The organism is Nitrincola tapanii (assembly GCF_008368715.1).
Lineage (GTDB): Bacteria > Pseudomonadota > Gammaproteobacteria > Pseudomonadales > Balneatricaceae > Nitrincola > Nitrincola tapanii.
On sequence record NZ_SMRS01000003.1, the window covers coordinates 17,636 to 31,256 of the forward strand.

Annotated in this window: 12 protein-coding genes; 3 read left to right on the forward strand and 9 right to left on the reverse strand. The window is 51.5% G+C overall.

From position 1 onward, the window contains the following. Positions 1 to 67: 67 nt before the first annotated feature. The 9 genes from E1H14_RS04475 to cysD form a co-directional block, all read right to left on the reverse strand. Positions 68 to 2,347 carry a mechanosensitive ion channel domain-containing protein gene (locus E1H14_RS04475; RefSeq protein WP_149390267.1) on the reverse strand — a complete coding sequence of 760 codons (2,280 nt, stop codon included), beginning with the start codon at positions 2,345 to 2,347 and terminating at the stop codon, positions 68 to 70. 19 nt (positions 2,348 to 2,366) lie between these two features. Beyond that, positions 2,367 to 3,068: an electron transport complex subunit E gene (locus tag E1H14_RS04480; RefSeq protein ID WP_149390268.1), complete on the reverse strand. Its 702-nt coding sequence runs from the start codon at positions 3,066 to 3,068 to the stop codon at positions 2,367 to 2,369. Beyond that, positions 3,065 to 3,712: an electron transport complex subunit RsxG gene (gene rsxG / locus E1H14_RS04485; protein WP_149390269.1), complete on the reverse strand. Its 648-nt coding sequence runs from the start codon at positions 3,710 to 3,712 to the stop codon at positions 3,065 to 3,067. The genes E1H14_RS04480 and rsxG overlap by 4 nt, the downstream gene beginning before the upstream one ends. Before the next feature lies 1 nt (position 3,713). Continuing rightward, on the reverse strand, positions 3,714 to 4,766 hold the full coding sequence (gene rsxD / locus E1H14_RS04490; protein ID WP_149390270.1) for an electron transport complex subunit RsxD: 1,053 nt from the start codon (positions 4,764 to 4,766) through the stop codon (positions 3,714 to 3,716). Positions 4,767 to 4,769: 3 nt separating this feature from the next. Continuing rightward, positions 4,770 to 6,476, reverse strand: a complete 1,707-nt coding sequence (rsxC, locus tag E1H14_RS04495; protein ID WP_149390271.1) for an electron transport complex subunit RsxC — start codon at positions 6,474 to 6,476, stop codon at positions 4,770 to 4,772. Beyond that, positions 6,473 to 7,072, reverse strand: a complete 600-nt coding sequence (gene rsxB, locus E1H14_RS04500; RefSeq protein ID WP_149390272.1) for an electron transport complex subunit RsxB — start codon at positions 7,070 to 7,072, stop codon at positions 6,473 to 6,475. Before rsxB ends, rsxC begins: the two co-directional genes overlap by 4 nt. A gap of 26 nt (positions 7,073 to 7,098) precedes the next feature. Then, positions 7,099 to 7,680, reverse strand: coding sequence for an electron transport complex subunit RsxA (gene rsxA / locus E1H14_RS04505; protein WP_149390273.1), 582 nt, complete (start codon positions 7,678 to 7,680; stop codon positions 7,099 to 7,101). An 82-nt stretch (positions 7,681 to 7,762) separates the two neighbouring features. Further along, entirely contained in the window at positions 7,763 to 9,433 is a 1,671-nt protein-coding gene (gene cysN / locus E1H14_RS04510; RefSeq protein WP_149390274.1) for a sulfate adenylyltransferase subunit CysN, read from the reverse strand. Between the two features lie 27 nt (positions 9,434 to 9,460). Beyond that, positions 9,461 to 10,378: a sulfate adenylyltransferase subunit CysD gene (gene cysD / locus E1H14_RS04515; protein ID WP_149390275.1), complete on the reverse strand. Its 918-nt coding sequence runs from the start codon at positions 10,376 to 10,378 to the stop codon at positions 9,461 to 9,463. A 347-nt stretch (positions 10,379 to 10,725) separates the two neighbouring features. Between cysD and E1H14_RS04520 the strand changes: the two genes are divergently transcribed. Genes E1H14_RS04520 through E1H14_RS04530 form a run of 3 tightly spaced genes read left to right on the forward strand, consistent with a single transcriptional unit; the run spans position 10,726 to position 13,614 of the window. Continuing rightward, positions 10,726 to 12,384: a nitrite/sulfite reductase gene (locus tag E1H14_RS04520; RefSeq protein WP_149390276.1), complete on the forward strand. Its 1,659-nt coding sequence runs from the start codon at positions 10,726 to 10,728 to the stop codon at positions 12,382 to 12,384. Beyond that, on the forward strand, positions 12,368 to 12,859 hold the full coding sequence (locus tag E1H14_RS04525) for a DUF934 domain-containing protein (protein ID WP_149390277.1): 492 nt from the start codon (positions 12,368 to 12,370) through the stop codon (positions 12,857 to 12,859). Before E1H14_RS04520 ends, E1H14_RS04525 begins: the two co-directional genes overlap by 17 nt. 26 nt (positions 12,860 to 12,885) lie before the next feature. Then, a complete protein-coding gene (locus E1H14_RS04530; protein ID WP_149390278.1) occupies positions 12,886 to 13,614 on the forward strand; it encodes a phosphoadenylyl-sulfate reductase in 729 nt (242 codons plus the stop codon). The last annotated feature ends 7 nt before the right edge of the window (positions 13,615 to 13,621 follow it).

Here is a 13,621-nt window from a genome sequence, read left to right on the forward strand (position 1 = left end):
TTAAAATTATTATTCAGGGCAGGTTAATCAATTTGTTACAGCGATGCAACGCCTGCAGCGAACCGGTTTAGTCCGGCTCGCTGAAGTCTTGACCGACTTGAGCATTGGTTTTAGCGCGCTCAGCATCCATTACCGAGCCATTCGCGCGACGACGCTCCGGTAAACTCACGATATTGATGGGTGCAGGCGGAGCGCTGCCATCTTTATCCTGACCAAAATAGAGTGTCATATGCGGGAATGGGATTTCGATGCCAGCGGCATCTAGATGACGTTTCACTAAGCGGTTGTATGCTCGTCCGACTGACCATTGTGATCCTGGCAGCGTTTTGATGCGCACACGCACATTCACCGCGCTGTCGGCCAGTTCTGTGACACCCTGGACTTCCAGTTCGCCGAGGATATTGGCACTTTGCTCTTCATCCGTCATCAGCTCATCAAACGCTGCACGCAGATGTACGATCACCTGATCGGTGTCCTCACGATAGGCCACGCCATAATCCCCGACGTGATACCCAAAACCGCGCATGTAGTTAGAGACACGCGTAATCGACGAGAAAGGAATCAGATGATAGGTGCCGAATCGATCGCGTAAGCCTAAAGAACGTACCGTTAAGTGCTCAGCCGTACCGGTGATCCCGTCGGCAGTCACGACATCACCGGTATGAATGGCATTTTCCAGTTGGATAAAAACCCCTGTGATGACATCTTTGACTAGCGTCTGGGCACCAAAGCCAATGGCTAAACCGACGACCCCGGCACCGGCAATCAATGGGCCGATATTAATTCCTATCTCAGCCAAGGTGATCATCACTGTAATCACACTCAAGCTGATGAGGACGGCATTGCGTAACAAGGTCAGCAGCGTTTTTTCGCGTGCACTGGGCTCACCCAGGCCGGTATTGGGATTTAAACGGTGCTCCACCCAGCTTGCAAAAGCAATCCACAGGAGCTTGGCAACTAATAAAATCATCGCAACGGACAGAAGTGTGCCGAGTAAACCCGCACCGCTCTCTGAACTCAGCCAGTTCTTCAGGTTAAATAAACTCCAGGCATCAAGGATGATGGCCAAGACCGTTAGCATAATAAAGAGTCGAATGATCTTTAAAGAGGTTGGGATAAACGCGTTCAGGCGATCTTCCAGTGCCGGAAAGCGCAGGCGCGTTTCTTCTGGAATATGAATTCTGCGTGAAATAATTTGAGTCAGCAGTGCTGAGACGAACAAACCGCCGGCAAATGCGGCCAGGGTTTGTAGGCTGGCCTGTAACATGATGGGCAGTGCATCTTCAGGTCGAATCACGGTGACAATAACTAAGCCGGCAAAATACGCAATCGCAATAAAATGCCAACTACGGGCGAGCATGGTGGTCATCACACGAGTAAACGCGAAGTTATCTTCATCCTGAGCTTGTGAGCGTATCTGTTCCGAGACGCGTAGCTTGTTTTGCAAGATAATGGTGAGCGCATAGGCAAATGCGACCAGCATGATGAATAGGCTTGCGAAGCGCCCGAGCGCAGTCGAGAGATGGAAGTTAATTAAGGGCACGACTAGTAACATGCCGTAACCAATAAAGCCGCTGAGACGTGCTAACCAAGCGTTCCAGTAGGCCGCAGTTTCCGCGCACATAGGAAGAAGGCGCAAGCCCTCAAAGCGCGAGGAGAAGAGGGTTCGAATGATCGCTTTAAAGACTTCGATCAAAAGGAAAGCGTTCAGAAACAGAGATTGTGTGGCTTCCATTTCACCCAGTTCACCGACCAGCAACAAAGCCACTCCGTAGCCGACCACCCAAGCCAGACCAATCACAACTAAGTCGACTAAAGCGGCTAAGACAACAGCGGCTAAGCGTATCAGCAGGGCGGCAGGGCTTTGGGTATTTTCGGCCCAGAGGCTGAGGGTGCGAAAGAGTGGCGTAATTAATCTGCGCAGCAGGTAAAACGCAACCAAAGTCGCGACAACGACATAGGCCAGATGCAGGAAGACCGTGCCGATACTGCTCCATAGCAGTTCGGATTCAGCATTAAACAAGCTGCCTACCGCCTCGATGCCACTCATAATTTGCGTGACCAGTTCTTCCGCAATCGTTTGTGTCTGGTCGGCAATCTGTCGGGCTAAAGAGATTTGTGTGCTGGGCGGCATCGTGTCCGCCTCGAGACTAGGGCTGGCCATTCCACGCAGTTCGCCGATGAGGCGTTGGCGGGTTTCTTCGTTTTCGAGGAGATCGGCAAGACTGGAGTAACTTTGTTGCAGTGAGGCGTCCTCGGGCTCGGGGTCGCTGGGACTTGCCCAGGCACTCAGTGCTAAGACAAGGATGACAAAACCACAAAGTGATCTAAGCAACAAAGAGAACAAAACTCACTCCTATACTCAATTAACCGGTGACGCGCACACGTTTGGAACTGGCGCTCTGAGCACTGCTATCAGGCTGTTTGCGTGCGTGTAAACGACGGTCGATTAGATTTTTTAAGGCGATCAGCAAGCCAAGGCCAACAAAGGCACCCGGAGGTAAGGCCGCAAATAGAAAACCGCGATAGCCTTCAACCAGGACGATTTCCCAATCCTGTGCCCAGGCACCCAGTAACAGATGCATATTACTGAATAGCGTACCGGCTCCAAGCGCTTCACGCAAACCACCCAGTAGGACTAATACTATGGCAAAGCCCAGTCCCATCATAAAACCATCGGTGACGGCAGCGGAGACGGGATTTTTGGATGCAAAGGCATCGGCACGTCCCATGATGGCGCAATTAGTCACGATCAAAGGAATAAAGATGCCCAGAATCAGATAAAGTTCATAGGTCAGCGCCTGCATCAGCAGCTCAATCGCGGTCACAAAAGCGGCGATAATCATGACAAAAATGGGCAGTCGAACCGCTTCAGGAACCTGATGTCGGAAGAGGGATACAGTAAGATTTGATCCGACTAACACCACCAGGGTTGCCAAGCCCAAGCCCAGGGCATTGACGACGGAGCCGGTCACCGCGAGTAAGGGGCATAGACCTAAAAGCTGAACCAGGGCGGGGTTATTTTTCCACAGTCCTTCATAGCTTAGGGCACGATAATCGACGCTCATGGAGTCACCTCGGCTTCCGTGGTTTCGACACGGACAGGTTGTAGAATTTCGGCTTGATGGCGCTGATAAAAATCCAGGGTGCGCGCGACACTGCGCACGACCGCGCGTGGAGTGATGGTCGCCCCAGTGAAGGCATCAAAAACACCGCCTTCTTTGCGAACATTCCACGCCTCTTCGCGACCGTTTTCTAGGCGCTTGTCATTAAAACTTAAGATCCAATCGGATTTAGCTAACTCGATTTTATCGCCTAAGCCAGGTGTTTCTTTGTGTGCTAACACTCGCACGCCGGCTACACGGCCATCTCGCCAAATGCCAACGAGTAGATGGATATCACCACTGTAACCGTCTGCTGCCACGATCGGGAAGATCACTGCTTGCACTTCTTGATCCTGAATCGCCTGATAAAAATGAATTTCGGTTAAACCGAGTTCAGGGGCGGGTAGGCTCGCAATCTGCTGATGTAAACGCTCATCTAAGCTTGCCGGCAGAATCTCATAGAGTGCGCGTGCCTGATGAGCTTCTTGATTGCTGGCAATACGTGTTTTGGTCAACACCTGTGTGACGGCAATTAAACCCGAAGTGACGGCGGCAAATAAGGCGATGCCTAAAGTGCTGCGGCGGATATTGAGGAGAAGGTCAGACATCTTAATCTCCTTTTAAACCTTTGCGAGCACGCGTGTGACCGTAACTGCGTGGTTGCGTATATTGATCGATGAAAGGCGCGGCTAAATTCATCAGCAACACGGCAAAAGCGACTGCATCGGGGTAGTTGCCCCAGGTACGAATGACATAGATTAATACGCCTAGGCCGATACCAAAGATGAGTTTGCCGCGGTTACTGGTTGCGCAGGAGACGGGATCGGTGGCGATAAAGAAAGCGCCCATCATAGTGGCCCCCACGCCCAAGTGTAAAAAAGGATCGGCAAAGGAAGAGGGGTCACCCGCGTAAAACAGACCGGATAAAACAAAAAGTGTGATTAAGAGCGCAAAGGGTACGTGCCAGGTGATGATTTTTCGGTAAATTAAAAAAATACCGCCCATTAACCAAGCGGCACTGACACCGTACCAAGCAAAGACACCTTCGCTGAGGACGGCGGACTGTCGCCACACTTCTTCCGTCGTGAGGGCGCCACGGTTGCGTAAGGCTTCAAGTGGCGTTGCACCGGTATAGGCATCTAACAGTGCGGGCTCTAGGCTGAAGAAGATAAAGCTTAGGGTTTGAGCAAAATCAGGGACCGCCCAACCCTCGCCTAAAAGCACAAAAGGACTGTTCCAGCGTGTCATTTCTAGAGGGAAGGAGATCAGCAGGAGCGCGTATGCGATCATGGCGGGATTAAAAGGATTATTGCCTAGACCGCCATATAGATGTTTGGCGATCACGATTGCACTAAACATCCCCACGGTGATAACCCACCAGGGCGCCATAGGGGGTAGGGCTAAGCCCAGTAGAATCCCCGTGACTAGAGCGCTGCCATCTTTCAAGAAAAAGATAATGGGCCGCTTACGTAACCACAGGCTCAGAGCTTCAAACACTAAACCAAGGCTACAAGCGAGCAGCACTTGAATTAAGCTGCCCCAGCCAAAAAACAGGGTCTGTGCCAGTAAAGCCGGGAGCGTGGCGAGGAAAACCAGCTGCATGACGCGAGCCGTCGAGTTGGCCTTGGCAACATGGGGGGAGCTGAGATGAATCATGGCCATGTTTTACGCCTCTCCACCGGCATCGATATAGGCTTGCTGAGCCTCACCGGCTTTTATTTCTAATTGCGCCACGGTGGCCTCCAGTTTATCGACACCCTCTAGACCCTTTTCTTGTGCATTTTTAAGGGCATCTTTGGCTTTTTTCAATTTGGTGCGGGCCACTGACGCGGCCGTTTTTAACTGCTTTAAGTGTGCGGCGGCTTCTTGCTCAGGATCTGCTTGGCGCGAGGCGTTTTCTTCCGCTGCCTTACGGGCCGCTTGATCACGTGCGGCAGCTTCGGCACGTTCACGACGTTTCTGCTCTTTTTCAGCGGCTTCGCGTTCTAAGCGGGCTTGACGTGCTTCAAAGCGTTCACGCGCGTGAGCGGCTTTTTTCTGTTCTGCTTCTTCGTTACGAATTTCAGATTTCGCAAAACGATAGTGCTGCACCAAAGGTATATGGCTAGGGCAGACATAGGCACATGCACCACATTCTATGCAGTCAAAAAGATTATGGTGTTTGGCTTTATCAAACTCCCGCCCTTTGGCAAACCAATAGAGCTGTTGCGGCAGCAAAGTGGCCGGGCAAACCTGCTCACACATGCCACAACGAATGCAGGGCTGCGCGGGAGGGGAAGGGGGCATCTCTTCTTCTGTAGCGGCAATAATACAGTTGGTGGTTTTGATCACCGGAATCTGGAAGTCTTCCACGGAGATCCCCATCATCGGCCCGCCCATCACCAGACGAAAGAGTTGATCGGGTTTCACGCCAGCCATCGCTAATAGATCAGCAAAAGGGGTACCGATCCGAGCTTCAACATTATGGCGATGTTCCAGGGCTTCCCCAGTGAGGGTCACGACACGGCTAATCAAGGGTTCGCCTAGGTGCACCGCTTTATGAAGGGCGCGTGCGGTGCCGACATTTTGACAGACGATTCCGACATCAGCCGGTAGGGTGCCACTGGGGACTTCAATCCCCGTGAGCAGCTGAATCAACTGTTTCTCACCCCCAGAGGGGTATTTAGTTGGCACCACGACCAGATCAATGTTACGCAGCGGTGAGTGCTTTAAGGCTTCACGCAGGGCTTTGATGGCTTGAGGTTTGTTGTCTTCGGTACCGATCAAAATATGACTGGGGCGCAGCAGATGCGCCATGACGTCTATGCCCGATAAAATCTCATCCGCGTATTCACGCATAATGGCATCATCTGCCGTAATATAGGGCTCACACTCCGCTCCATTGATGATCAGAGTATTAACGATATGATCATCCGCCAGATGCAGCTTGACATCCGTAGGGAAACCCGCACCGCCCATTCCCGCAATTCCCATCGCGCGAATATGATCCAACAACTGGGTTTTCTTCAGCGCGCGGAAATCCTCTAGGGGTTGATGCTCAATCCACTGATCTAAGCCGTCAGTTTCAATAACAATACAATCCGATTCCAATCCCGAGGCATGGGGAACGGGTTGCGGGCCGATGTACACAATCCGTCCAGAACTGGGCGCGTGTAACGCCGCACTGACACGGCCATTGGGTTGGGCAATTAGCTGGCCTTTTAACACTTGATCCCCCTCGCTGACGCAGGGTAAAGCAGCCTGGCCCAGATGCTGTTGCAATGGCAGGATCAAGCGTTTAGGAAGAGGCCCGGGAGCGATGGCCGCTCCTAAGGATTGACGCTTGTTTTCCGGCGGATGGATACCACCATGGAAACTAAAAATCTTGCTCATGCATCGCCCCTTTGCAGAAGGTGCCCACGGCCACGGTCAGTCAAAATCAAGTTGGGATCTGAAACAGGTGCTGGCCATTTCCAATTGCCTGGAGTCAGCGGCAGCGGAATCATATCAATACAATCGACTGGGCAGGGCTCAACACAGAGATCACAGCCTGTGCATTCGCTCACGATCACTGTGTGCATCTGCTTGGCCGCCCCCAGAATAGCGTCGACAGGACATGCCTGAATGCATTTGGTGCAACCAATGCACTCATCTTCGCGAATATAGGCCACGGTTTTCGGTTTCTCTTCACCATGCTCAGCATCGAGCGGAACCACTTCACGATCCAAGAGATCCGCTAAAGCTTCAATGGTGCTTTGGCCGCCTGGTGGGCATTTGTTGATGGCGTCGCCATTCGAAATTGCTTCGGCATAAGGGCGGCAGCCGGGATAGCCGCATTGACCACATTGCGTCTGTGGCAGCAGGGCGTCAATTTGTTCAACGATCGGGTCGCCTTCGACACGAAAGCGAATGGCCGCAAATCCGAGAATCAATCCAAAGACTGAAGCCAGAATCAGCAAAACCAAAATGGCGGTGAGGACAGCACTCATAACACAGTCATTCCTGCACAGTAGTGTTAAAACTTAACCAGGCCGGTAAAGCCCATAAAGGCTAATGACATCAACCCTGCGGTAACCATGCCGATGGCTGCACCGCGAAAAGCCACAGGCACATCGGCCACGGCGACACGTTCACGCAGTGCCGAGAAGAGCACGAGCGCTAGAGAGAAGCCCGCTGCAGCACCAAAGCCATAAGCAATGGATTCAATGAAGTTGTTTTGTTTCTGAATATTAAGCAGCGCCACCCCTAAAACAGCACAGTTGGTGGTGATTAAGGGTAGAAAAATCCCCAACAGTTTATAGAGCAGAGGGCTGGTTTTGTGCACCACCATTTCGGTGAACTGCACAACTACAGCAATTACCAGAATAAAAGCTAGGGTGCGTAGATAGACGATCTCAAAGGGCACCAATAGATAACGATACACCAGGTAGCTGCAAACAGACGCCAGTGTCAGGACAAAGGTGGTCGCCAAGGACATGCCCATTGCTGTCTCCAGTTTGTTCGACACGCCCATGAATGGGCAGAGTCCTAGGAACTGGACGAGAACAAAATTGTTGACCAGAACGGTACTGATCAAAATAAGCATAAAGTCTGTCATGGCGAAGCCTGTTGCCCCTTGTCAAACACGAGACGCTGTATTGATAACCTAGAGTTATAAACGGATGCCCTATACTAACGGATTACTGTATTTGTTGCAGCAGCTCTGTGACCAGTTCCTGCAACTCCACTCTGCTCTCCGCAAGGTTCAAGGTACGTACATTTTCCCCTTCTAGAGCCAGGTCGGTGAGAATCCATTGCCCCTTAGAAACCAGCCATTCGATCCAGGCCTGAGCTTGATCTAGGCTCTGGGGGCAGGTGGTTTGACTGAGCACTAGCGGTAAATAGCCCGCTTCAAACAGAGCTTTTTCCAAGCTGAAAAGGACACGCAAACGCTCATCTTCATGCCCCCCCTGTAGGCTTAAGCATTGCCCTTTCTGGCCGAGGCGTTGCGTCCAATCTTGTGATTGAATCACCGAGTGATTGACCCACTCAAAGGCTTGGCTCTGCTTCTCTTCCGCCAGCACCATGCCGGCCGCGACGGTGCGGTGGGTTAAGCGATCCACCAGAATAAATGCCCCTGTGCCGGGGAGTTGACGGTAGTCATCGGCCACGACCGGCGTTTCCAGTGTGAGACTGACACGCGCAATCTCATTGAGCTCTAAGCGCGGCGCAGGCGTTTGTGCGAGTGTGTTGACATCAATTCGGTGATGAATACGGCTAACACGTCCGGTCTGGCGGCGGCTGGCAATTTTAATTTCATATTCGCGTGCTGGATTCAGCGGGGTTTCATCCATCCAGACGAGGTGCGCTTGCAGTTCATGGCTCACCTTGGGCAATTGATGGCTGTGTACCAACAGATCACCTCTGGAGATATCAATTTCATCTTCCAGCGTTAGCGTAATGGCCATCGGCGCAAAAGCTTTTGTCAGCTCACCTTCCCAGGTCACAATAGATTTAATGCGACTTTGTTTCCCTGAGGGCAAAACGGTGATGGCATCACCGACGTGCACTTCGCCCGAGCTGAGGGTGCCGCAGTAGCCACGGAAGTTGAGATTCGGGCGGTTCACATACTGAACAGGGAAACGCATCACCTCAAAGTTTTGATCTTCCGCAAGTCGGATCTCTTCCAGTTGACGCAGCAGGGGGGCGCCGCTATACCAAGGCATACGCTCAGAGGCATTGACCACGTTGTCACCGGCCAGCGCCGAGATCGGAGCAAAATGGATATCGGGCAGATCTAAAGATTGTGCAAAAGCTAAGTAGTCGTTTTTGATCGCATTAAAACGTGCTTCGCTGAAGTCGACCAGATCCATCTTATTAATGGCCACAATGACATGGCGGATGCCAAGCAAAGAGACAATAAAACTATGGCGACGCGTTTGCACCTGCACACCATGGCGCGCATCAATCAAAATAATGGCCAGATCACAGGTGGACGCGCCCGTCGCCATATTGCGCGTGTACTGCTCATGACCTGGGGTGTCGGCAATAATAAATTTACGTTTATCGGTGGAGAAATAACGATAGGCGACATCGATGGTAATACCCTGCTCACGCTCAGCTTGAAGACCATCCACCAATAGGGCGAGATCGACTTCATCGCCGGTGGTGCCGACTTTTTTGCTGTCACGCGTGATCGCGGCCAGCTGATCTTCATAAATCATTTTGGAGTCGTGCAGAAGACGACCAATCAGGGTGGATTTACCGTCATCGACACTGCCGCAGGTGAGCAGGCGCAGCAGTTCTTTATTTTCTTGTTGATGCAAATAAGCGCGGATATCGCTGGCAATCAGTTCGCTTTGGTGACTCATGTGAATAAACCTCTCTGGCGCTCGACGTTAGAAATAACCTTCCATCTTCTTTTGTTCCATGGAGCCTGCGCTATCGTGATCGATGGCGCGGCCCTGGCGCTCAGAAGTGGTGGCCAGTAGCATTTCCTGAATAATCTCTTCTAGGCTATCCGCTTCAGACTCAATGGCGCCGGTCAGCGGATAGCAGCCGAGGGTGCGAAAACGGACTGATTTCATCATCGGGGTTTCATTCGGCGCTAAAGGCATGCGTTCGTCATCGACCATAATCAGCATGCCGTCGCGTTCCACGACTGGACGTACGGCCGAGTAATAAAGCGGCACGATGTCGATCTTTTCTAGCCAGATGTATTGCCAGATATCCAGTTCCGTCCAATTCGATAGCGGGAAGACGCGGATGCTTTCACCGGGATCAACACGGGTGTTGAACAGATTCCAGAGTTCGGGGCGCTGGTTTTTGGGATCCCAACGATGGTTCTTATCGCGGAAAGAGAAGACGCGCTCCTTAGCCCGAGACTTTTCTTCATCGCGACGTGCACCGCCAAAAGCTGCATCAAATTTGTATTGGTTTAAGGCCTGTTTCAGCCCCTGAGTTTTCATGATGTCCGTATGTTTTTTGGAACCATGCTCAAACGGGCTGATGTTCATGGCCACGCCTTCTGGATTGATATGCACAATCAGATCCATGCCGGCAGTTTTGGCCATCTCATCACGGAAGCGGATCATCTCACGGAACTTCCAGGTGGTGTCCACGTGTAATAAAGGAAAGGGCGGGCGGCCAGGGTAGAAGGCTTTGCGCGCTAAATGCAGCATCACCGAGGAGTCTTTGCCGATGGAGTAAAGCATGACCGGATTATCAAATTCGGCGGCCACTTCACGGATAATGTGAATACTTTCGGCTTCCAATTGTTTTAGGTGCGTAAGTCGCTGTTCAGACAGGCTGGTCATGATTCCACTCTTAAATTCAGCTGATTCTTCGGCGTAGGTGTCTGGGTTGACTGGAGAGGCGTTGAGTAATGCCTCAAAGCGTCTTATCCAGTGTGCGGCGTGATTATGGTGGATGGCTTATAAAATAAAAAAGAATATATATGAATTTTTATATTCCAATAAGAAATATAAGATGTTTTTCAGATCCTGCTTGACGCCAGCCTGTGTCAAATGAAAGTTTTTAGTCTCATATGAAATAACAAAATGCTTAATTATTATTTTAAGTTATATGTGAAGCGCGGTAGACTGCGCGCATTTCTTCTGCCACCTATTCTTTATGCCACAGGCTAAACAGGAAGCATCCAGATATGTATCAGTACACTCAGGTCGATCAGCAGATCGTCAACGAACGTGTAGAGGAGTTCCGGGATCAGACCCGTCGCTATCTCGCCGGTGAGCTTTCAGCGGATGAGTTTCTTGCGCTACGTTTGATGAACGGCCTGTATATCCAGCGCCAAGCACCGATGCTGCGTGTCGCCATCCCGTATGGTCTGACGTCGGCCCAACAGATGCGCAAGCTTGCGCACATTGCCCGGACCTACGATCAGGGTTACGGCCACTTCACCACACGCACCAATCTGCAATTTAACTGGCCGAAGTTGGAAGAGGTGCCTGATATTCTGGCTGAGTTGGCCGAAGTGCAGATGCATGCGATTCAAACCTCGGGGAACTGTATTCGCAATACCACGACGGATCATTTTGCAGGTGTCATCGAAGGTGAAATAGAAGATCCACGCCCTTGGTGTGAAATTATCCGTCAGTGGTCAACCCTGCACCCGGAGTTTGCCTATCTGCCGCGTAAATTCAAGATTGCCGTGACCGGCAGTCAGCAGGATCGCGCGGCCAGTCAGGTGCATGATATAGGATTGCATCTGGTTAAAAATGCGGCAGGCGAATTGGGCTTCGAGGTTTTAGTGGGGGGGGGGTTAGGTCGCACTCCAGTGATAGGTAAGGTGATTCGTGAGTTTTTACCGGCGCTGGATCTCTTGTCTTATCTGGATGCGATCCTGCGTGTCTATAACCTTAAAGGGCGTCGTGATAACAAATATAAAGCGCGTATCAAAATTCTGGTTGAGTCCTTGGGGATTGAGGCCTTTCGTGAGTTAGTGGAGGCCGAATGGCAGTTCACGCGTGATACCGAGCTGAAATTGACACACGCGGAAGTTGAGCGTGTGAAAGCTCACTTCACTCCTTTTGCATATGCCGCTGACGCGGCTGAGGACACCCGCCTGGCGCAGCATCTGGCTGAAGATGAAGCCTTTAAGATTTGGTATGAGCGCAATACCCGTGCCCATAAGGTGCCGGGTTATCGTTGTGTGATGGTTTCCCTCAAGCCTCAGTTAGGCGCTCCGGGCGATATCACTGCGCTGCAGATGGAGGTTGTGGCGGATCTGGCTGAAGCCTACAGCTTCGCTGAAATACGCTCGACTCATGATCAGAATCTGTTACTCGCGGATGTACGCCAAGCGGATCTTTACCAGGTCTGGCAGACTTTGAGCGAACATAATTTAGCGCGCGCTAATATCAATACCCTCACCGACATGATTGTCTGTCCTGGCTTTGACTTCTGCGCACTGGCCAATGCCAAAACCTTGAATATTGCCGATGCCATTAATGCGGAGTTTGAAGATCTGGATTATCTCTATGATCTGGGGGATATTCAGCTCAATATGTCCGGTTGTATTAATGCCTGCGGTCATCACCATGTCGGTCATATCGGTATTCTGGGTGTCGATAAAAAGGGCGAAGATTGGTATCAAATCACGCTGGGCGGTTCCGCGCGTGAAGATGCTTCTCTGGGCAAGGTTTTAGGGCGCTCAGTTGCCGCCGATGAGGTGCCTCGGGTGTTGCGTGTGATTTTGAATACCTATGTTGAACTACGCCAGCCAGAAGAAAGTTTCTTGGAATGTGTCCGTCGTGTGGGTCTGACCCCGTTTAAGGAGAAGGTGTATGCCGCTGATCATTAATCGCCAGTTGCAGAATGTGGATCCTTGGACGCGACTGCAAAGTGTGGAAGGGGAAAGTCTAAGCTGGCCGGAGACAAAAGCCTTAATCTCTGGTACGGATTGGCCCACATGGGCGGCTCGTTGTCCAGCGAAGCTGGAGTTAGGGGTGTCGATTACGGCGGATACCACGCTGGAAGATTTAACGCCTTGGTTAGACAGGTTGAGTTTGATTGAGATCTGTTTTGAAGTTTTCCGTGATGGCCGAGGTTTCAGTCTGGCGCGTCTGTTGCGTCGAGCGGGATATCAGGGTGAGTTGCGTGCGGCCGGCGATGTTGGACAAGATCGTTTGGCTTACCTAGAGCGCTGTGGGTTTAATGCTTTTGTCCTGCCGGAAGGGCGAGATCCGCTTCAAGCCTTAGCGGCATTTGAGCAGATCCAAGTGCATTATCAGGGCGCTGCGGATGATCCACGTCCCATTTATCGCCAAGAAGCCTGAGCCGAATCTGATGGAGGCCAACAAGCATGAGTGAAGCGTTATCGAGCACCCTATTGGAAAAAATTGAGGCGGTTAAGCAGCGCTTACGCAGTACTTGGCAGAGCTACCCTCAGCAGGTGGTATTTGCCAACAGCTTAGGCGCGGAAGATGTGGTGTTGACCCATCTGATCGCGGAGGTGGTACCTGAGTTGCCGATGTTTGTTTTGGATACCGGGCGTTTACCAGAAGAAACCCTGAGTTTGCTGGAACAAGTACAGCAGCAGTATCCCTCTTTGCAGGTTCAGGTGTATTACCCAGAGGCGACTGAGTTGGAGGCTTTTGTACGGGCTGAGGGGATTAATCCTTTTTATCGTTCACAAGCACTGCGCAAGGCTTGCTGTCAGGTGCGTAAGCTTGAGCCATTAAAGCGTGCACTAACGGGGCAGCAAGCTTGGATAACCGGCTTGCGTCGTGAGCAATCTGTGACACGTGATGCGGTTGAGTTTAGCGAATGGGATGCCAGCCAAGGTTTACAAAAACTCAATCCTCTAGCGGATTGGAGTGAAGCGGAGGTGTGGAGTTTTATTCGTCATTTCCAGGTGCCTTATAATGCACTACATGACCGTCATTACCCGAGCATCGGTTGTGCGCCCTGTACGCGTGCCATTACGGTGGGTGAGGATGTACGTGCCGGACGTTGGTGGTGGGAAAACCCGGAAAATCGTGAATGTGGCCTACATGCCGCTTCTTCAGTGATTCCTCTGAAGTCTAACTAAGCACTAT